The organism is Ruegeria sp. CG1 (assembly GCF_056537265.1).
In genome coordinates this window covers 77,457-94,880 of the sequence record NZ_JBQFRF010000007.1, presented here as the reverse complement: position 1 = coordinate 94,880, position 17,424 = coordinate 77,457, and the positions used below count along the sequence as shown (strand labels likewise).

The 17,424-nt window shown below is 55.1% G+C and carries 19 protein-coding genes; 5 read left to right on the top strand and 14 right to left on the bottom strand.

Features of this window, described 5'->3' with window-relative positions:
- Position 1: 1 nt before the first annotated feature.
- From ACR0AU_RS18415 to ACR0AU_RS18395, 5 genes are all read right to left on the bottom strand, one after another.
- A complete protein-coding gene (locus ACR0AU_RS18415; RefSeq protein WP_480796055.1) occupies positions 2 to 1,888 on the bottom strand; it encodes a bifunctional sugar phosphate isomerase/epimerase/4-hydroxyphenylpyruvate dioxygenase family protein in 1,887 nt (628 codons plus the stop codon).
- A complete protein-coding gene (locus ACR0AU_RS18410; protein ID WP_480796054.1) occupies positions 1,888 to 3,183 on the bottom strand; it encodes a TRAP transporter large permease in 1,296 nt (431 codons plus the stop codon). The genes ACR0AU_RS18415 and ACR0AU_RS18410 overlap by 1 nt, the downstream gene beginning before the upstream one ends.
- Positions 3,180 to 3,755: a TRAP transporter small permease gene (locus ACR0AU_RS18405; RefSeq protein WP_480796053.1), complete on the bottom strand. Its 576-nt coding sequence runs from the start codon at positions 3,753 to 3,755 to the stop codon at positions 3,180 to 3,182. Before ACR0AU_RS18405 ends, ACR0AU_RS18410 begins: the two co-directional genes overlap by 4 nt.
- 30 nt (positions 3,756 to 3,785) lie before the next feature.
- Positions 3,786 to 4,796, bottom strand: a complete 1,011-nt coding sequence (gene dctP / locus ACR0AU_RS18400) for a TRAP transporter substrate-binding protein DctP (protein ID WP_170734020.1) — start codon at positions 4,794 to 4,796, stop codon at positions 3,786 to 3,788.
- Positions 4,797 to 4,886: 90 nt separating this feature from the next.
- Positions 4,887 to 6,188, bottom strand: a complete 1,302-nt coding sequence (locus ACR0AU_RS18395) for a Gfo/Idh/MocA family protein (protein ID WP_480439442.1) — start codon at positions 6,186 to 6,188, stop codon at positions 4,887 to 4,889.
- Between ACR0AU_RS18395 and ACR0AU_RS18390 the strand changes: the two genes are divergently transcribed.
- Positions 6,187 to 6,840: a GntR family transcriptional regulator gene (locus ACR0AU_RS18390; RefSeq protein WP_170734019.1), complete on the top strand. Its 654-nt coding sequence runs from the start codon at positions 6,187 to 6,189 to the stop codon at positions 6,838 to 6,840. The genes ACR0AU_RS18395 and ACR0AU_RS18390 overlap by 2 nt on opposite strands.
- 343 nt (positions 6,841 to 7,183) lie before the next feature.
- Here the strand turns inward: ACR0AU_RS18390 and ACR0AU_RS18385 are convergent, their stop codons facing one another.
- Positions 7,184 to 7,855, bottom strand: a complete 672-nt coding sequence (locus ACR0AU_RS18385) for a GntR family transcriptional regulator (RefSeq protein ID WP_170734018.1) — start codon at positions 7,853 to 7,855, stop codon at positions 7,184 to 7,186.
- Positions 7,856 to 7,972: 117 nt separating this feature from the next.
- Between ACR0AU_RS18385 and ACR0AU_RS18380 the strand changes: the two genes are divergently transcribed.
- The 4 genes from ACR0AU_RS18380 to ACR0AU_RS18365 all read left to right on the top strand — a co-directional run bounded on the left by ACR0AU_RS18380 (position 7,973) and on the right by ACR0AU_RS18365 (position 12,020).
- Positions 7,973 to 8,971: a TRAP transporter substrate-binding protein gene (locus ACR0AU_RS18380; RefSeq protein ID WP_170734017.1), complete on the top strand. Its 999-nt coding sequence runs from the start codon at positions 7,973 to 7,975 to the stop codon at positions 8,969 to 8,971.
- 78 nt (positions 8,972 to 9,049) lie between these two features.
- Positions 9,050 to 9,535, top strand: a complete 486-nt coding sequence (locus ACR0AU_RS18375) for a TRAP transporter small permease (protein WP_170734016.1) — start codon at positions 9,050 to 9,052, stop codon at positions 9,533 to 9,535.
- A gap of 10 nt (positions 9,536 to 9,545) precedes the next feature.
- Positions 9,546 to 10,829 carry a TRAP transporter large permease gene (locus ACR0AU_RS18370; RefSeq protein WP_170734015.1) on the top strand — a complete coding sequence of 428 codons (1,284 nt, stop codon included), beginning with the start codon at positions 9,546 to 9,548 and terminating at the stop codon, positions 10,827 to 10,829.
- Between the two features lie 45 nt (positions 10,830 to 10,874).
- On the top strand, positions 10,875 to 12,020 hold the full coding sequence (locus tag ACR0AU_RS18365; protein WP_170734014.1) for an alpha-hydroxy acid oxidase: 1,146 nt from the start codon (positions 10,875 to 10,877) through the stop codon (positions 12,018 to 12,020).
- Between the two features lie 24 nt (positions 12,021 to 12,044).
- Here the strand turns inward: ACR0AU_RS18365 and ACR0AU_RS18360 are convergent, their stop codons facing one another.
- Genes ACR0AU_RS18360 through ACR0AU_RS18325 form a run of 8 tightly spaced genes read right to left on the bottom strand, consistent with a single transcriptional unit; the run spans position 12,045 to position 17,409 of the window.
- Positions 12,045 to 12,458, bottom strand: a complete 414-nt coding sequence (locus tag ACR0AU_RS18360) for a methylglyoxal synthase (RefSeq protein WP_170588270.1) — start codon at positions 12,456 to 12,458, stop codon at positions 12,045 to 12,047.
- Positions 12,439 to 12,957: a 2,4'-dihydroxyacetophenone dioxygenase family protein gene (locus tag ACR0AU_RS18355; RefSeq protein ID WP_010437260.1), complete on the bottom strand. Its 519-nt coding sequence runs from the start codon at positions 12,955 to 12,957 to the stop codon at positions 12,439 to 12,441. The genes ACR0AU_RS18360 and ACR0AU_RS18355 overlap by 20 nt, the downstream gene beginning before the upstream one ends.
- 9 nt (positions 12,958 to 12,966) lie before the next feature.
- Positions 12,967 to 13,668 carry an SDR family NAD(P)-dependent oxidoreductase gene (locus tag ACR0AU_RS18350; RefSeq protein ID WP_480796052.1) on the bottom strand — a complete coding sequence of 234 codons (702 nt, stop codon included), beginning with the start codon at positions 13,666 to 13,668 and terminating at the stop codon, positions 12,967 to 12,969.
- Positions 13,665 to 14,291: a 2-dehydro-3-deoxy-6-phosphogalactonate aldolase gene (locus ACR0AU_RS18345; protein WP_480796051.1), complete on the bottom strand. Its 627-nt coding sequence runs from the start codon at positions 14,289 to 14,291 to the stop codon at positions 13,665 to 13,667. Before ACR0AU_RS18345 ends, ACR0AU_RS18350 begins: the two co-directional genes overlap by 4 nt.
- Complete coding sequence (locus ACR0AU_RS18340) at positions 14,288 to 15,208, bottom strand: 2-dehydro-3-deoxygalactonokinase (protein WP_170546583.1); 921 nt, start codon at positions 15,206 to 15,208, stop codon at positions 14,288 to 14,290. The genes ACR0AU_RS18345 and ACR0AU_RS18340 overlap by 4 nt, the downstream gene beginning before the upstream one ends.
- Positions 15,189 to 15,878, bottom strand: a complete 690-nt coding sequence (locus ACR0AU_RS18335; protein WP_108861947.1) for an RraA family protein — start codon at positions 15,876 to 15,878, stop codon at positions 15,189 to 15,191. The genes ACR0AU_RS18340 and ACR0AU_RS18335 overlap by 20 nt, the downstream gene beginning before the upstream one ends.
- Before the next feature lie 12 nt (positions 15,879 to 15,890).
- Entirely contained in the window at positions 15,891 to 16,922 is a 1,032-nt protein-coding gene (locus ACR0AU_RS18330; protein WP_010437255.1) for a C-terminal binding protein, read from the bottom strand.
- Positions 16,915 to 17,409 (bottom strand): lactoylglutathione lyase family protein, encoded by a 495-nt coding sequence (locus ACR0AU_RS18325; protein ID WP_010437254.1) that lies wholly within the window; start codon positions 17,407 to 17,409, stop codon positions 16,915 to 16,917. The genes ACR0AU_RS18330 and ACR0AU_RS18325 overlap by 8 nt, the downstream gene beginning before the upstream one ends.
- Positions 17,410 to 17,424: the final 15 nt, after the last annotated feature.

Here is a 17,424-nt window from a genome sequence, read left to right as displayed (position 1 = left end):
ATTAGGTTGTTCCTTCCGCCACGTGGTGTCGCGTTTGCGCCGCTAATCGAAACGCAGCGTTACGCGCGCCATAGCCGGCGTAACCAGTTCGGCGCTCAACAATTTCAAAGAAAAAGCCGTTAAAGATAGGTCGACTGTAGATCTGAAAGTACTCGGCACCCGCCGCCTGATCGTAGAGTATGTTATCCCTGCGCATTTGGGCGATCAGCTCCTCACTTAACCCGAATGTCGCTTGCAGATCAGCGTAGTAGTTTTCTGGGATGGAAAGGCTGGGAAAACCGGACTTCCGCAATTGGGCTGAGGTTTCAAAAATGTCGTCCGACTGGAAGGCGATGTGCTGAACACCGGCACCAAAACCGTCTTCAAGGAATGAAGCCGCCAGTGTTCGACGCCCAACTGCACCATTCAGGTTTAAACGCACTTCGCCTTCGGGGCTTTCGATGGCTTGGCTTTGCACAACACCCGACGGGTCGGCAACGTTCAAGATCGGGGATTTCGCCATCTCAAAAGTCGAAATGTAATAGAGCAGCCAGCTTTGCATCTCATCGTTACGCATCGTCTGTGCCAGATGGTCGATGCGGCGCAGACCGGCGGGCTGGCTCGCTTTGGTCTTGGCGACTGGCTCGAACTCGATGTCCCAAACCCGATGCAGATCGGATTTCTCATCTATGAAATGGACAACATTGCCACCAACACCTCGGATGGCCGGGATGTCCAGTTCCCCGGTCCCTACTGGCTGCGAGAAATTCGGCGCGCCCAACGCGGTCGCCCGCTGAACCGTCTGATCCGCATCCCTGACACGCAACCCCATGTCACAAACGGAGGGGCCGTGACCCAGGAACGCCGAATGGGCAAAACCTTCCTTCTCGGTATTCACAACGATGTTTATCGCGCCCTGCCGCCACAGTTCGACGGATTTGGTAACGTGTTTTCGCTCCATTCGAAAACACATTGCTGACAGCATATCTGCCAGCTGCGCGCCGCTTGTTTCGTCGGCTGTAAATTCGACGAATTCGAAGCCTGACGCATAGACGCGTTCCGGCAGGTCCGGGATGCCGAAATCGGTTCCCGGCTCGGTCCGGGATACCTCATCCAGGAGGTTCACCAGCGACCTGTAGCTGTCTCGAGCCAGTGTCCGGCCACCGGGTTGAGGAGCTGCTTCGTTGACGCGTGCAACCGACCAAGGCCCTTTGTATCCGGCGCGGGCAAGCACGCGCACAAAGCCCGCAAGGTTCAGCGACCCAAGCCCCGGCAGAAGCCCAAAGTGCCGTTTGAGCCGACGTATATCCATCTCAAGCCGGGGCGCATCGGACAGTTGCACATGGAACAGCCGCTCGCCGGGAATGTCCCGAAGGCGGGCGGGTTTGGACCCGTCAGCGAGCGAGAAGAAGGAATTCAAAGCCAACCCCAAATGAGGGCTGTCGATTGCTTCAACGATGCCTAGCGCCTGCGTATCCGAAGGAATAAGGTTCGACCATGGCAAGCCCATATAGGCCAGACGCAACCCCATCTCTTTCGCGATCTCGGTCGCTTCGCCAAGATCTGCGATTACCTGTTCTTCGGTCACGTCGACATCGACCTCGAAGGCAGACCCGATAAGCAGCAATTCCGTACCCAACTCGCTCATCAGGTCGAGTTTGCGTTTCAGCCGATCAAAGGCGCGCTCTCGTCCACCGCCGGACTGGCCTTCAAGGTTATGGAAGGGTTGCAGCAGGCAAATCTGAAGGCCGAGATCTGATGCAATGTTCCGAATTTGCGATGGCGGCCCATCAAAAGCGGTCAAATCCGGTTCGTGTAATTCGACACCTCCGAACCCTGCGTCAGCGATAGCACTCAGTTTTTCGGCCAGATCACCGGGGATCGACGTTGTCGAAACCGAGAGGCACATTATCCCTGATATCCAAACATACGCGGCAACCACAGGACCAGATCCGGCATCAGCATCATGATCATGAGGGCGAAGATGAGCACCGCCAGGAAGGCCCAGATTTCCGAGATGATTTCACGCAGCGGAATGTCCGTCACGGCGTTGATCACAAAGAGCAGAATTCCATAGGGCGGCGTAATCAGACCAATCATCGAGTTCACGACGACCAGCACCCCGAAATGCACCAGATCAATCCCAAGCGCTTCGCAGGTTGGAATGAACAGGGGCACGATCACAAGAATGATCGTTGTCGCGTCCAACACGCAACCCAGCGCGAGGATCAGCAGATTTACGAGGATCAGGAACACAATCGGGCTGACATCCGAACCCTCCAGCAGTGCCGAGATCGTCTGAGGGATTTGCTCCTGAATGACGATGAAGTTCAGAATGAACGCGCCACCAATGACAACCCCAACGGCCGCCGACGAACGGGCACTGTCGACGAAGACCTGATAGAGGCCACGGAAGGTCAGCGCGCGGTAGAACAATGCTGCCAGTAGCAAGGCGTAGAATGCAGCTACGGCGGCAGCCTCGGTCGGGGTGGTGACGCCGCCATATATGCCGTACAGCAGAATTGCGGGCATCAGCAGTGCCGGGAACGCGTTGGCGGTTTTAGTTGGCAACTCGCGCAGCGGAACAGGTTCTTCCAATGCAAAGTTCCGCTTTCCAGCCAGATAGTAGTTCATCGCCATTAGGACGACGCCCATGATCAGGCCTGGCAGAATACCGGCCAGGAAAAGAGACCCGATGGAGGCCTTGGAAATGAGCGCGTACAAAACCATCGGGATGGAGGGCGGAATAATGGGCCCGATCGTTGCCGACGCCGCCGTGATCGCCGCTGCGTAGCCTCGGCTGTAGCGGCCATCCTTGGTCATCATCTCAATGATGATTTTACCGATCCCTGCTGCATCCGCGACGGCCGACCCGGACATACCCGAAAAGATCAGAGACGCTACCACGTTGACGTGCCCGAGGCCGCCCTTGAACCGCCCGACCGCAGCAACACAGAAGTTCAGCAGCCGGTCCGTGATCGACCCCGCGTTCATTATGTTCGCGGCGACGATGAACAAAGGCACGGCAAGCAGAATCGTGCTTTTGTAGAAGCCTTGCAGGATCTTCTCACCCGCGAGGGCGACGTCCAATCCGGCCGTGCCCAGGTACACTAATGAGGCCAAAAGTATGGAATAGCCGATAGGTGTCCCGATGCCTGCCAGAAGAAAAAGAGCGAGCAGGCAGGAAAGAAGTTCAAAACTCATTTGTCTGCGTCCTCGTCGTCTTCACCGTCGACCCGGGGGTGATCGTCGACCACGTTAAATCCCACGACCATTTCAAGTTCGGTTTTGGGCGGGCCGTTGCGCATGATATCGAAGAACAGCCAGCCATAGCGTGCGGCCACGACCAGCATGAAGACAGCATAGATCGAGAACACGGTGCGCAGCGGTATCTTCTCACCAGAGAACGGATTGCGCACAGTCGAGGTTTTGCGGATTTTCATCCAGTCGATGTAGTCCCACGTCGGCAGGAAACTGTAGAGCATCCCGACCACAATCGCCGCAGCCGCCAGCATCGCAAAGACCTGACGAACGCGCATCGGCACCGAAAGATAGATGATGTCGAACTTCACGTGATCTCTCTCGCGCACGATGAACGCGCAGCTAAAAAAGATCACCCAGACCCAGAGGATGCCTATCAGTTCAAGTGTCCAACCGGCGGGGGTAAAGAAGTACCGCAGAAGAATTTGCAGAAGGAAGATTAGGAAGATTGCCGCCAGCATCCCACCGGCAATCGCTTCGGTCAGTCGGGAGAACCCCTTTATGAAGCCATTCATCGTGGTTCTCCCTCCCTTCTTCAGACGACATTAGTTGCCCAGAGCATTGATCTGCTCAAGTACACCGTCGGGCCATGATCCGGCGAATTCACTTTCCAGATACATCGACTGTACCTGATCGCGGAACGCCGCCAGGTCAGGCTCGTAGACCTCCATGCCCTGCTCCTTGAGGAAGCTGACAAGGTCCTCTTCTTTCTGAAGCTGCTTCTGGCGACCGGATTCGGCCGCAGCATCCGCAGCTTCCTGAACCTTAGCCTGCTGTTCCGGTGTCAGCCCGTCCCAAACCTCTTTACCGATGGCGATGTAGTTCAAGTCAACCAGGTGCGATGTCAGGATGATCTGATTGGTCACTTCGTAGAATTTGGCATCTACCACGGTCGGCAATGGGTTGTCCTGACCGTCAACGGCACCGGTCGACAGAGCTGTGTAAACCTCTGAGAACGCCATTGGTGTCGGGGCGGCACCCAGCGCTTTGCCAAGGAACTGCCACGCATCGGTGCCCGGCATCCGCAGGTTCACACCCTCCAGATCAGCCGGAGTGCTGACGGTCAGTTCATCCTTAGGTTGGCGCAGGTTCACCTGACGACGGCCCAGATACATGACCGACAGTAGTTTGACGCCCAGTTCTTCTTCGGCCTTTTGCTTGAAGGCATCCATCAAGGGATCGTTGAAGACAGCCACCTGATGCGCGGCGTCCTGGTGGACATAGCCTGCGGTAAAGATCGAAAACTCGGGGAAGAACTGTGCCAGCTCCTGCGCCGAGGTGATCGACATCTCCAGATTGCCGCGACTGATAGCGTCCAGCTCAGTGCCTTGCGCGAAGATCGTGCCGTTGTAGCTGGGCTCATAACTTGCGAAATCAGCGACCATGGGCGCGAAAACCTCGGCCATGGCGACCGAGCGTTGGTCAGTCTCCGATCCTGATGTTGCGAGGCGAAGTTGGACTTTGTCGTCTGCCAGCGCACCGCTTGTCGCGCTAAACAGAACACCGGTTGCAACCAGGGCTGATACAGCAGCCCGGCGGGTAAGTTTGGTAATCACTTTGCTCCTCCCTGAGACATCATGATGCTTCTTTTTGCGATTCAGAGTTTTGACCTATTTTAGGCATTTTGCAAGATGTTTTACAAAATATCAGATATTTTTTATTACCTGCAATCTCTGCTGCTGCGTTTCCTGAAGGTTTCTTATCCTGACGGTTTCGCCAGTCCTGCAGGATTTCTGAATAGCTTCAATAACTTGAAGCGTTCTAAAACCTTCCCATCCCGACACAATCGGATCTGCTTTGCGCCGAGCAACTTCAACAAAGTGCCTAAGCTGATTGACCAGAGGGTCAGACGCACCCTTTTTCAGCGCGGTTGATGTGATTGGCGTCCACCAATCCCTTTGCTCTCTCTGGTAACTCCACAGGCGAAGATCGGGAACGGATAACGAACCATGAGAGCCACCGATCATGTAACTACTCTCAGTGGTCGACGGATAGATTGGATATTCCTGAGACGTCATCTCCCAGCTCCACGGAGCGACGATGCTGTCGGACACACTTATGGTCCCGATCGCCCCACTTTCAAACGTCAACAGCGCGCCGGCGACATCTTCGTTGTCGTAACCCCGCTGCGATGAAGCCGACTGCGCCTGTACGGTCATGACTTCTCCGGCCAAGTACCGAAGCAGATCAACATCGTGGACAAGATTGACCGAGATGGGCCCTGCACCGGGTTTCTTTCTCCAAGGCGCAGCATCAAAATACTCGTCTGGCTTATAGAACCAGCAATTCGCATGGACAGCGCGCACATTTCCAATCTTCCCATCGACAATGGCTTCCTTAGCCGACCGGATCAGAGGATTGTGTCGACGATGATGTCCGACCATCAGTGGCACATTGGCCTTCTCCGCTGCTTGAACAAGCTCGAGTGCAGCGGTGGCTTCCACGGCGATCGGCTTTTCGACAAGAACGGGACAACCATGTCGAACACACGTGAGGCCTTGCTCGACATGAAGCGTGGTCGGAGTCGCCAGAACAGCTCCGTCTGGCGTCTGATTTGCTAACATTTCCTCGAGGGTTTCGTAACATGCGACCCCATGCTCAACGGCGTAAGCACGGCCTTCATCGCTGGGGTCGACCACCGCGACGAGATCAACATGGCGCAACGCTCGGATAGCGTCTGCGTGGCGGCGTCCAACAAGGCCAATGCCGACAATGGCAATGCGAAAGTTCTTAGACACTTTGCTTCCTTCCGGAGGGTCCGGAAAATCCCGAAACCGATGATTGCGATCGGGCTGCTTTGCCCAACTTGGCCACGACCGTATTGGGGTTTTCGCGATTCCGCAATAATGTATGATATTTTTATTTTTACCATACATCAGTTTGGATTGCTGATGTCTCTGAAAAATGCTAATTGAACGAGGAAACTGATAATATCGGGTGAAACGCATGGCGAAACAGCCGTCTACGATAGGTGCAAGCACCTATCAGCGCATCAAGCGGGACATCATCTTCGGGGAGCTGCAGCCCGGCTCCAAACTGAAGCTGGACGCCTTGAAGGAACGCTACTCGGCAAGCCTTTCGACACTTCGTGAAACGCTAAACAGGCTCGCCAGCGATGGATTTGTCGAAGCTCCCGAGCAACGGGGTTTCCTGGTCACGCCAGTCTCACGAGAAGACCTAACCGAGATTTCAGAGCTGCGGGTCCTGTTGGAATGCCACGCTTTGGAGTTATCCATTGCGAATGGCGACACGGACTGGGAAGGCAACCTTGTTGCCGCACACCACAAACTGCACCTGATGGAACAGCAGCTTCTCAAGGGCGACGAGTCTGAGAAAGAAACCTGGAAACGATATGATTGGGAGTTTCACCAAGCGATGATCGCGGCCTGCAACTCCAATAACCTTCTGTCTCTGCACTCGATCATCTACGACAAGTACCTGCGGTACCAGATGCTCGTACTAACGTATCGCGGCGAAGAGGCCGTCAAGGAGCACAAGGGCATGTTCGATGCAGCACTGGCCAGAGACGCCGACACGGCCAAGAAACTGTTGGAAGATCACATCCGAAACGGTCTCGCACATACGCTGGAAGCTATGTAGCTCGCCGTGGTTACCGCCTGTCTCTAACACCTGGATCAGCGACGCGGGACCTGAAAGGTAAGTTAAATTACTGTGCTTACTAGGCGAATTTCGCAAACTTATCATTCAACACCCGAACCCCGCTGTACCAGGGAGCCGTTTGGACAGAGGTTAAAGCGCTAACCGGCGCCATGAAATTGGCGGGGTTTTGTAACTTAGCAAAAGTAGTTCTATCGACGGCCTTCGCCTCAAATGGCAGGTCTCGTAACCACTGGATGTTAAAGGCCTGATACAGGAGACTGGAAAGCCTCCAGTTGCCGCCAAATGCGCTTTCTATTGGCACAGTGTTCAGATGGCAGGATACTTATGCTTGCTTCAGACCAACCAAATCGGAATAAGAACGCTCACCGCGAGTGATTTGACGTTTGAGGGTGTTCGTTGCTGCTTTTACTTTACTCTCGCCCAATAGCGATGTGATCGCTTGATGTTCCTTGAAAGATTTCTTCGTTCGATTGGAACGCTTGGACAGATGTGTCCGCATAGTTTGGACGATATCACTGACTTTTTGATATCCATCCCGCAGGTAACTGTTTCCGCAGGACCTGAAAAACGCGTCGTGAAACTCGGCGTCAAGTTCCAAGTACTGCTCGAATTCATCCGCTTCCTGCGCTTCTGACATCTTAGAAACAATTGTAGCCAGCTCATTGATCAGAACCGAAGGGTTCTTTTCAAGCGACTGCTCCAAAGCTGCGGATTCTAGGATGAGCCGATACTGGCAAAGCTGCACCACGTCCTCTTGAGAAAGAGAGAATACAAAGGCTCCTCGATGAGGAAATATCTGAACGAGCCCCTGAAGGTTCAATGCCGATAGCGCTTCGCGAATCGGAGTTTTGCTGATGCCCATGGCATTTGAAAGCTTCACTTCCGGCAACGATTCACCCAATTGAAACGTGCCATTGATTATGCCTTTTCGGATATGCTCTTCAGCAGTTTTACTCAACGAATCCGGGCGCTTAATCTGCAAAATCTCGGTCATTTTCACTTCGTCCTATTTCGTCTCTCTAACACAATAGCACATGTAAGCTTGATTTCTATATTATATCTGATATCTCAGATAATAGATCGAAAATAACTAAATCCGTGGGAGGATACCTTGTTCAAGAAATCAACATTGGCGCTTGGCGTCGTCATGTCAGCCGGGCTTGCTTTTGCAGCATCCGCTGAAACAGTCATTAAGGTTGGGCATGGCGCAGCAGAAGCGTTTCATATGCATCGCGCGCTACTGAAATTTGAAGAACTGGTCGAAGCTGGCTCGAATGGTGAGATCGACGTACAGATATTCCATTCGTCGCAGATGGGCCCTGATCGCGAGATGATCGAAGGTGTTCAAACCGGCGTTCTGGAAATGGCCATTCCTCCTTCCTCTTTCTTCGCGGGCTGGGATCCGGCTTTTGCAGTAATTGAACTGCCTTACATGTATTCCTCCAAGGACATCGCCTTTGATGTTCTTGATGGTGATGCTGGTGATGGGATGCTTGCACGGGTCGAAAACCAGGGATTGGTCGGTCTTGGCTGGCTTGAATTGGGTATACGCAATGTGACCAACAATGTCCGTCCGGTTGCAACCCCCGCAGATCTCGAGGGTGTCAAGCTACGTACCATGAAGGTTCCGGCGCATGTGGCGACATTCGAAACGCTCGGAGCCAACCCGACGCCAATGAACTTTGGTGAGGTCTATTCTGCTCTCCAGCAAGGCGTGATCGACGGCCAGGAAAACCCACTGGCGATCATTACCTCACAGCGTTTCTACGAGGTTCAGAAATACCTTTCGACCACGGGCCATGTCTTTGCGGTCTATATGCCCGTCATCTCCAAACCGTTCTTTGAATCGCTGTCCGCAGAGCATCAGCAACTGGTCCGGGACTCGATGGCCGCCGCACGTGAATATCAGGCTGAACTGGTCGCGAGCGAAGATGCGGAACAACTGGAACAGATTCGTGCTGCTGGTGTCGAGGTTCTGGAACTGACTGCAGAGCAGCGACAGGCCTTTGCCGACAAAACCGAAAGCGTCCGCCTGCAGTATCGCGACGAGGTTGGCGCTGAAGCCTATGACGACTGGGTAGCGGCAGTTTCCGCAGCGAGCGGAAGCTGACCCTCAGACTACTCAGCCAATACGGGCACCCGCGCCATGAAAGTTCGGGTGCCCCTTTCGTTCAAGGGGAGGTGAACGGTGTCGGTTATCAAATGGATCGATATGAATGCCGAAAAGGTCTTAGCCAGTGCACTTTTGGCCGCGATTGTCTTGTTGATCTTTGGAAATGTGTTCATGCGCTACATTCTGAATGCCTCTCTTTCATGGGGCGAAGAGCTAACGCTTTGGCTGTTTGTATGGTTTGTCTGGCTAGGCGTCAGCTATGCGTTCCACACAGGCGATCATGTGGGTATCACGGTCCTGCGTGATGTCCTAAGCGAGCGCGCAAGGCTTTACGCGGATGTTGTGATCGCGCTTCTTGTCCTTGGATTTCTGATCGTTCTAACAATTGAATGCATCAAGCTTATCCGACAGCCTTTTGTCGCCAGCCAGACTTCGGTCGTTTTGGGGCTACCGATTCCGATCCTTTATGCTTCGGCGCCGATTGGCGCGGGCCTGTCCGCGATCCGCGTCACTCAACATCTGTTCCGAACCCTGCGTCTGATCGCAGGAACCAAAGCGTGAGGAACCCGGTATGCTTGCAACAACGCTTTTCTTGACGCTCTTTGCCCTGTTGCTCTTCAGCGTGCCTATTGGCATCTGTCTGGGCTTGGCCACTATGATCGTGATGGTCTTTGTAGATGGCACACCACCCATGGTTCTTCTGGCACGGTCGGTGGTAACAGGCGCGGACTCCTTTCCTCTAATTGCCGTCCCTCTGTTCATATTGGCAGGCGACCTGATGCAACACGGCGGAATGTCTCGCCGACTGGTTGGATTTGCCAATGCGCTGATCGGTCATATCCGGGGTGGGCTGGCTTATGTGAACGTGCTCGCCTGTGTGTTTTTTGCCGCCATATCCGGCTCATCTCCTGCGACCGTAGCCGCCATCGGGTCGAACATGATCCCAGAGATGGAAAAGGTCGGCTATACGCGCAAATTCAGCGGCGCATTGACAGCCTCCTCAGGAATGATCGGTGTAATGATCCCGCCAAGTATTCCCTTCATCATCTATGGTGTTACTGCCGAGGTTTCGATCGGCAAACTGTTTCTTGCAGGCGTTGTTCCTGGCATCCTTTTTGCCCTCATGTTCATGTTGGTCGCTCGTGTTCTGCTGCGAAAGGACGAGGTTGTTCAGCAATCGACGACTACGTTCTCAGGCCCAGGCGTCTGGCAGAGCTTCCGGTCTTCCATCTGGGCGCTATTGGTGCCGGTAATTATCCTTGGGGGCATCTACAGCGGTATCTTCACCCCAACCGAAGCCGGTGCCGTGGCCGTAGTCTATGCCGCTTTCATCGGCATATTCGTCTATGGCGACATCACCCTCAAGGACCTGCCAGAGGTTTTGGCGGGCAGTGCAAAGACCAGCGGGACCATTCTGATATTGGTGATCATGGCGACCGCCTTTGGCAGGTTGATCACGCTCGCAAGAATCCCGACAGAGCTCGCAACAACGATCACCAGCCTGTCCGACAACCCAATCATCATCCTGTTGCTGATCAATCTGCTGTTGTTGGTGATCGGAATGTTCATGGAGACGATTTCGTCGATCATCATCATGACGCCGATCCTGCTGCCGGTTGCAACCGCGCTAGGTGTCGATCCGATCGTTTTTGGTGTCATCTTGACGGTCAACCTGGCCATTGGGTTCTGCACACCGCCATTGGGTGTGAACCTGTTCGTGGCCAGTAGCATTTCGAAGGTTTCCATCGAAAGCCTCAGCCGGGCGATCCTGCCATTCTTTGTCGGCATGCTGATCTTGTTGATGTTCATCACCTATGTGCCCGTAATTTCCTTGGCCCTGCCATCCCTTTGGTGACCGACTGAGGAGCTTCAAACGTTAGACAACGAACAGAGGACCCGGATGGATCTGGACCTTTCCCACCCGTCGATAGAAGACCTTCGGAAAACCGCACAAAAGCGCATTCCGAAGTTTGCCTTCGAATACCTCGACAGCGCGACCGGCCGGGAGCTGGGGTTGAAGGTCAACCGGGACGCACTTGATGCCATCGGGTTCATGCCGCGTGTACTATGCGGCCGAACAAAGGCCGACCTACAGACTACATTGATGGGTAGAACTTACGATCTGCCATTCGGAATAGCACCGGTAGGTATGTCCGGCCTGATGTGGGCAGGAGCAGAGCGGATGCTTGCAAAGGCTGCGGTTGCTCACAATATTCCGTTTTCGTTGTCCAGCGTGGCGGTTGCTTCACCGGAAGATGTGGCACCTTACATTGGAAAAAACGGATGGTTTCAGCATTACCCGGTGAACTCCGGCGATCTGCGTCGCGCCATGCTGCCGAGGATTAAGGCAGCGGGATTTCATACGCTGATTGTCACGGTGGACGTTCCAGAAGAGAGTCGGCGCGAACGACAACGCCGCGCCAATCTGACGGTGCCTCCAAAAACTGACCTGCGCACGCTGACAGAAATGGCGTCACGACCCGCCTGGTGCCTTGCACATCTTCGCGAGGGCATCATGCCACGTATGCGGTTCTTTGACGATTACGTCCCGACCCGCGGACGAGAAAGTTTTACTCATGCAGGCGCTCTGATCCGTGGGATTCCAGATTGGGACTACCTGCGCGAACTACGGCAGGAATGGGGGGGTCGCCTGATCGTCAAGGGTGTTTTGCGGCCGGAGGACGCGCAAAAAATGGTGGCCGAGGGCGTGGATTGCATCTGGGTCTCAAACCACTCCGGGCGTCAATTCGAAGCCGGACCCGCTGTGATTGACCAACTCCCGAACATCCGCGAGGCGGTCGGAATAGATGTGCCACTGATCTACGACTCTGGCGTTGCCTGGGGATTGGACATCATGCGTGCCCTGGCGAAAGGTGCGGATTTCGTCATGGTCGGGCGTGCCTTTCAATATGCTGTTGCAGCGTTCGGAGCACGAGGGATCGACCATCTCGTTCACATCCTGAAAGCTGACATTGAGGCCAACATGAGCCAGCTTGGCAGCGAAAACCTCGGCAGTCTGGCAGAGCACCTTCTGAGAACTGGCTGATCGGCGCTTGCGGCGCGTGGCGTATCACGCAGACGCGTTGTCATCCTCGTCAATCAGCCCCTTGACGATCAGATCCGCGGTTGAGCGCGAACATGCCATTGGCAGATTATATACCGTTGCGAGACGGGTCAGAGCCTTAACGTCGACGTCATGTGGCATGGGTGAGAGAGGGTCGACAAAGAAAATCAATGCATCCAGTTTCTCTTCGCAGATCATGGCGCCGATCTGTTGGTCGCCTCCGAGTGGTCCGCTTTTCAGGCAGGTCACATCCAGTTCTGGATAGGCTTGCTTAATGCGGCTACCGGTAGTCCCAGTCGAAAAGATTTGTACTCTGGACAGGCGGGCCAATTGCAGACCCACCCATTCAACGATTTCGTCCTTTCGCGCATCATGCGCTACAAGCGCGAAACGCGGCGCATCACCGGATGAATTGTTCAACGTAATCTTCTCCAAGACCGACTTCCCCGAAATGTTTTCGGCACAGATCAATCTTGGTAAAGACATCTTCGTAGCCAGTGACCTTGCCCCACGGATCAACATAGCACATCACGCCATTGACCTGGAAATAGGTGACCATCTCTTCAACATCGTCGGGAACGACCAAAGTATGAGTCTCACCCGGCGGCTCAAAGACATATCCCCCCTCTTCCGCAACCCAATCATGTTCCAGATAATGCCAGCGGCCTTTCAGGACAAAACCGTGGACTGGCTGTGGATGGCGGTGCCGCGAAAGAACACCAGCTTTGCGCACTTTGAGAAGGTTCATCCAATAACCTTGCGAGCGGTTCAAGCAGAGCGGTCGGAACCAGACGTTCTCTGCCTGCGGAACCCATAGCCTGTCGTCTTCGCTCATGGCATTCGGGATCACGATCTCGTCTTGCGCATCCTTGGGAAACGGCAACTGATATGGCATTCGGGCGGTGTCATCGTCATTCATTGATTTTCCTCACATAGCGAGATAGCCGCCATCGACCGGATAGATTGATCCGGTCACAAAGCCGGCGTTTTCACTCAAAAGCCATTGCACAAGCGCACCGACTTCTTCGGGTTTCCCCCAGCGTTTCATAGGCGTACGCGCCATGATCCCCGCTGTTCTTTCAGGGTCTTCCCGAAGGCCCTGGGTCATCTCTGTCTCAATCCAACCCGGCGCGATGGCATTGACCCGGATACCGTCTTCGGCCCAGCGACCTGCGAGCGCCTTGGTCAACTGTGCCACGCCGCCCTTAGAAGCGGAATACGCCGGAACCAAAGGCCCACCAAAGGTACTGAGCATAGAGGCGGTGTTGACGATGGCCCCACTCGCTTCAGCCAACAATGGATGCGCGGCAAGACAGCAGCGCATGGTGCCTGTCAGATTCACATCGAGCACCTTGGCGAAGACGTCGATGTCATATTCTTCGCCACGCAAAAGAATACCTGCGCAGTTCACCAAGGCATCGAGACCCGTGAGTTCGCCGAATACATCATTGATGGACGTCTGGTCGGTGACATCCAAGAGCTGCACCTTTAACCCGTCCTGAGGCTCGAATGCATCCAATTCGGATTGGGAGGCGGATGCGGCAATGACGGACCAACCTGCGTTTGCTAACGACCGTGCAACACCCGCACCAATCCCTCGCGTTCCGCCCGTTACAAGGGCCTGTTTCATCCAATTTCCTCCAATACACTGGTGAAGGCGCGCGCGCGCCTTCCGATATCATCCAATGTATAGCTCGGTTTGAATAGTGCAGAGCCCAGCCCATATCCATCTGCACCCACGGCATGATACGACGCCATCGTATCCGGCGTTATGCCCCCTACCGCAGCGATGACTGCATCTGCAGGCAATACGGCACGCATGGCAGCTATGGCAGCTGGTGGCACCATTTCTGCCGGAAAGAATTTGAGGACCGATGCTCCGATATCCAACGCCGTAAAGGCCTCGGAGGGGGTCATGACACCTGGACACCAATACAGATCCCGCGCGACGGCCGCGCGCCCGACGTCCGGGTTCATATTGGGCGACACGATGATCCGCCCGCCTGCATCTGCGACCGCCGCGACCTGATCCGTAGTCAACACTGTGCCAGCGCCGACGATGGTCTGAGCGCCATGATTTACGGCGATCTGCCCTATCGATTCCAGCGGGTCCGGTGAGTTGAGTGGCACTTCGATTATCCGAAACCCGGCATCGAAGAGTACATCAGACACCGGGCGCGCATTTTCTGGTGCCAGCCCCCGCAAAATCGCAATCAGCGGGTTCTCGGCAAGAGCTGCGGTGAGGTCAATCATCCAACCAACCCCGCAGCGCGAGCAATCAGAAAATGCCCTTTCGCAACGATATCATCTGGCGCGCGACGGCTGTCGAAACCAGCAGTTCGAAGCGCTATTTCGTATCGGTCGGACAAGTCGCTACGTCCAACAACAGTGATCGTGCCGACGTCTTTTACTTCGCCGGTCGCGGCAGCAACCTCGGTCCCGATCAACAAGCCCGACAAATAGTCGGCCGTGGCAACCTTTGGGATTTTGCCCATGAGAGGAAGCGTCCGAACATGAAACAGGCTGTGCAGCAGGTTCGACTCGCCACTGAGACCCGCCTTGACGCCCATCACGAATGCGCCTTCGCTGAAGGCGTCCTCCTTCATCAAGGTGCCAAGGATCGTGTGTTCTTTCAGCGCCGAAAAGATCTCACCTGTCATGTAAGTCGAGAAATCCACGATCTTCCCGTCGGCAACCTGAACCCATTTGCTGTGCGTTCCCGGCATCACGAACATACCTTCGCTCAAGCCTAGCGAAGATGCCCCGATGATCTGGGTTTCCTCGCCGCGCATCACGTCCGGTCCTCCAGCATGTTCTGTCGAAGCACCTGTCACAAAATGAATACGCGCTCCGTTGGCCGCTTCATGCGGGACCAACGCTCGCGCAAGACCGCCAGCACCCAGCGGCATTTCAGCATATTGCGTTTCTACCCAGCCATTGCGGCTGGTGATCATGCCAGATGCCAGGATCGGCAGGTTAGCCTTGGCGACCCAAGGGCCGATGAGACGATCAAGGACCGCCTCAAAGGTTTGTCCCGCAACCTGCATGATACCTTCAGGCGACGAGACCCCATCGATCACGTCGCCCTCCGCACCAATTAGAAATGCACGAAACGATGAAGTGCCCCAATCTACGCCGATCAGCGCTGGCTCAGATGCGACCGAATTCATTTAGCAGATCCTCAACGGTTTTGCCTTGGGCCACCCATTTACGGGTTTCCTCCTCACGGTCAGCTTGCTCTTGAGCAAGGCGCACGGTTTCTTCGGCAATTTCCTGTGGAACCACGACGACGCCCATAAGATCAGCTACAATGAAATCTCCGGGGTTTACCACGACGCCCCCACAGGCGATTGGTACATTGATCGAAAGTTCTTCTTTACGTTCCGAGAACATCGTGTGCGTTCCGCGCGGCGTGATCGCGCGCGTCCAAATCGGCCAGTTGATGTCTTCCAACTCATCTGTGTCACGCCCGGTACCATCGACGATCATACCGCGAATGCCACGGTTCTTGGCCAGACCACCCATCAAACCGCCGCAGACCGACGTTTGACGATCTCCACCCGCGTCCACAACGATCACGTCCCCGGGTTGTCCCATTTCAAGCGCTCGCAATGGGTCGACCAGGTCGCCTTTTGAAAGCTGAACCGTCACGGCCTGGCCTGTCACCTTGGCGCGGAAGGCGGGTTTGATGGCGCTGTCCATCACGCCTGTTCGGTACTGCACATCCGCAAAAATGGCAGCGGCAGAGTACGCCTCCAACACCTTGTCGAATTTTTTGAGAAGTTCCGGGTTTCTTTCAAAATCATTGAAAACCCTGAGGTCCGTGCTGACGTCTGGCATTCTTGTCTCCTGTTATGCGGTAGATACGGCCAATGCGTCGGCATTGACGGTATAGTCGGGGTTTTGCCCTGTCAGGACCTTGGCCACCTGAGTGGCCGCGGTGACCCGCGCTGCGTGTATGGATTCCTCGGAATAGTAGGCCGCATGTGGCGTTACGAGGACGTTGGGCAGCGTGAACAACGGGTTGTCATCAGGCGTCCAGTTGGCGCGCTTGGCCGGCTCTTCTTCGGGGTCGTCGAGCCCTGCAGCGGCCAGATGGCCTTCGGTCAGCGCCCGGAATAGGGCTTTGTTGTCGACCGTTGGTCCGCGTCCGGTGTTCACGAGTATCGCACCGGGTTTCATGACCGAGAATTCGGCATCCGACAAAAAGTGATGCGTGTTCGGCGTCATCGGTGCCTGCATCAGGATATAGTCGGACCTTGCCAGCAATTCGGGCTTGCTCACCAGCTCGACCCCAATCTTTGCCGCGACTTCTCTTGGCAAATACGGGTCGTAGGCGATGACCGTAACCCCGAAAGATTGCGCCCGCGCCACGATGGCTTGCCCGATTTTACCCAGCGAGACGACACCCATCGTCCGCCCGCGCAAACGGTAGACCGGCTGCCCGCTTTGCCATTTCCAGATCCCTGCATGAGTGGCCCGATCATAGTCAGGCAACTTGCGCGCCAGGGTCAGCCAAAGGGCAATCGCATGATCGGCGACCTCCTCGGTGCAATAGTTTTGCACATTGGTGACGAGGATACCTTTTTCCGTCGCCGTGCCGACATCCACGATATCCACGCCTACGCCATAGCGCGCGATGACCTCGCAGTTTCGCATCCGCGTGATCGTTTCTTTCCCGATCCGGGCATATTGGTTCATCATCGCTGCGCAATGCGGCGCGACATCGAACAGGTCTTCCTGACGCTTGGCCTGAAGCGCAATCACCTCGGCTCCTGCGGCTTCCAGGATTTCCGTCTCAACGGCAACATCACCAAAGTCGTAATCGGTGATCACGACCTTGGGTTTGTCCGTTCTGGGGGGAAAGGCGGCGCGATCAGTCATAAGCACCCGCCGAATAGGTCAATTCGTACGAGTGGCTGTAGAGCTCGAAAATGTTGCCAAAAGGGTCTTCCATATAGACCATGCGATAGGGCTTTTCACCTGGGTAATACTTGCGCACTTGGCTCATGCGCTGGCGCCCGCCCAGGTCTTCGATAACCTTGACGCGGCCTTCCAGATCCTCGTCCTGTACGCAGAAATGAAACAAGCCACGCCGCCAATATTCAAACGGGCGTTCTTCTTCGACGGTCTTCGGGAACTCAAACAATTCGATGCCAACACCGTCGCCCATCGACAAATGCGCGATGCGGAAGCTTCCCCAACCTTCCCCAAATACATCGTCGCACATCTGACCGATGGCGCTTTCGTCATGCAGGATTTCAGTTGGTTCCATCAGCACGTAGAGGCCGAATGCCTTGGAATAAAACTCCACGGCTTTTTCCAGGTCGGGAACTGTGATGCCGATGTGAGAGAAAGTGAGAGCGGCCATGTAGGGCTCCTCCAG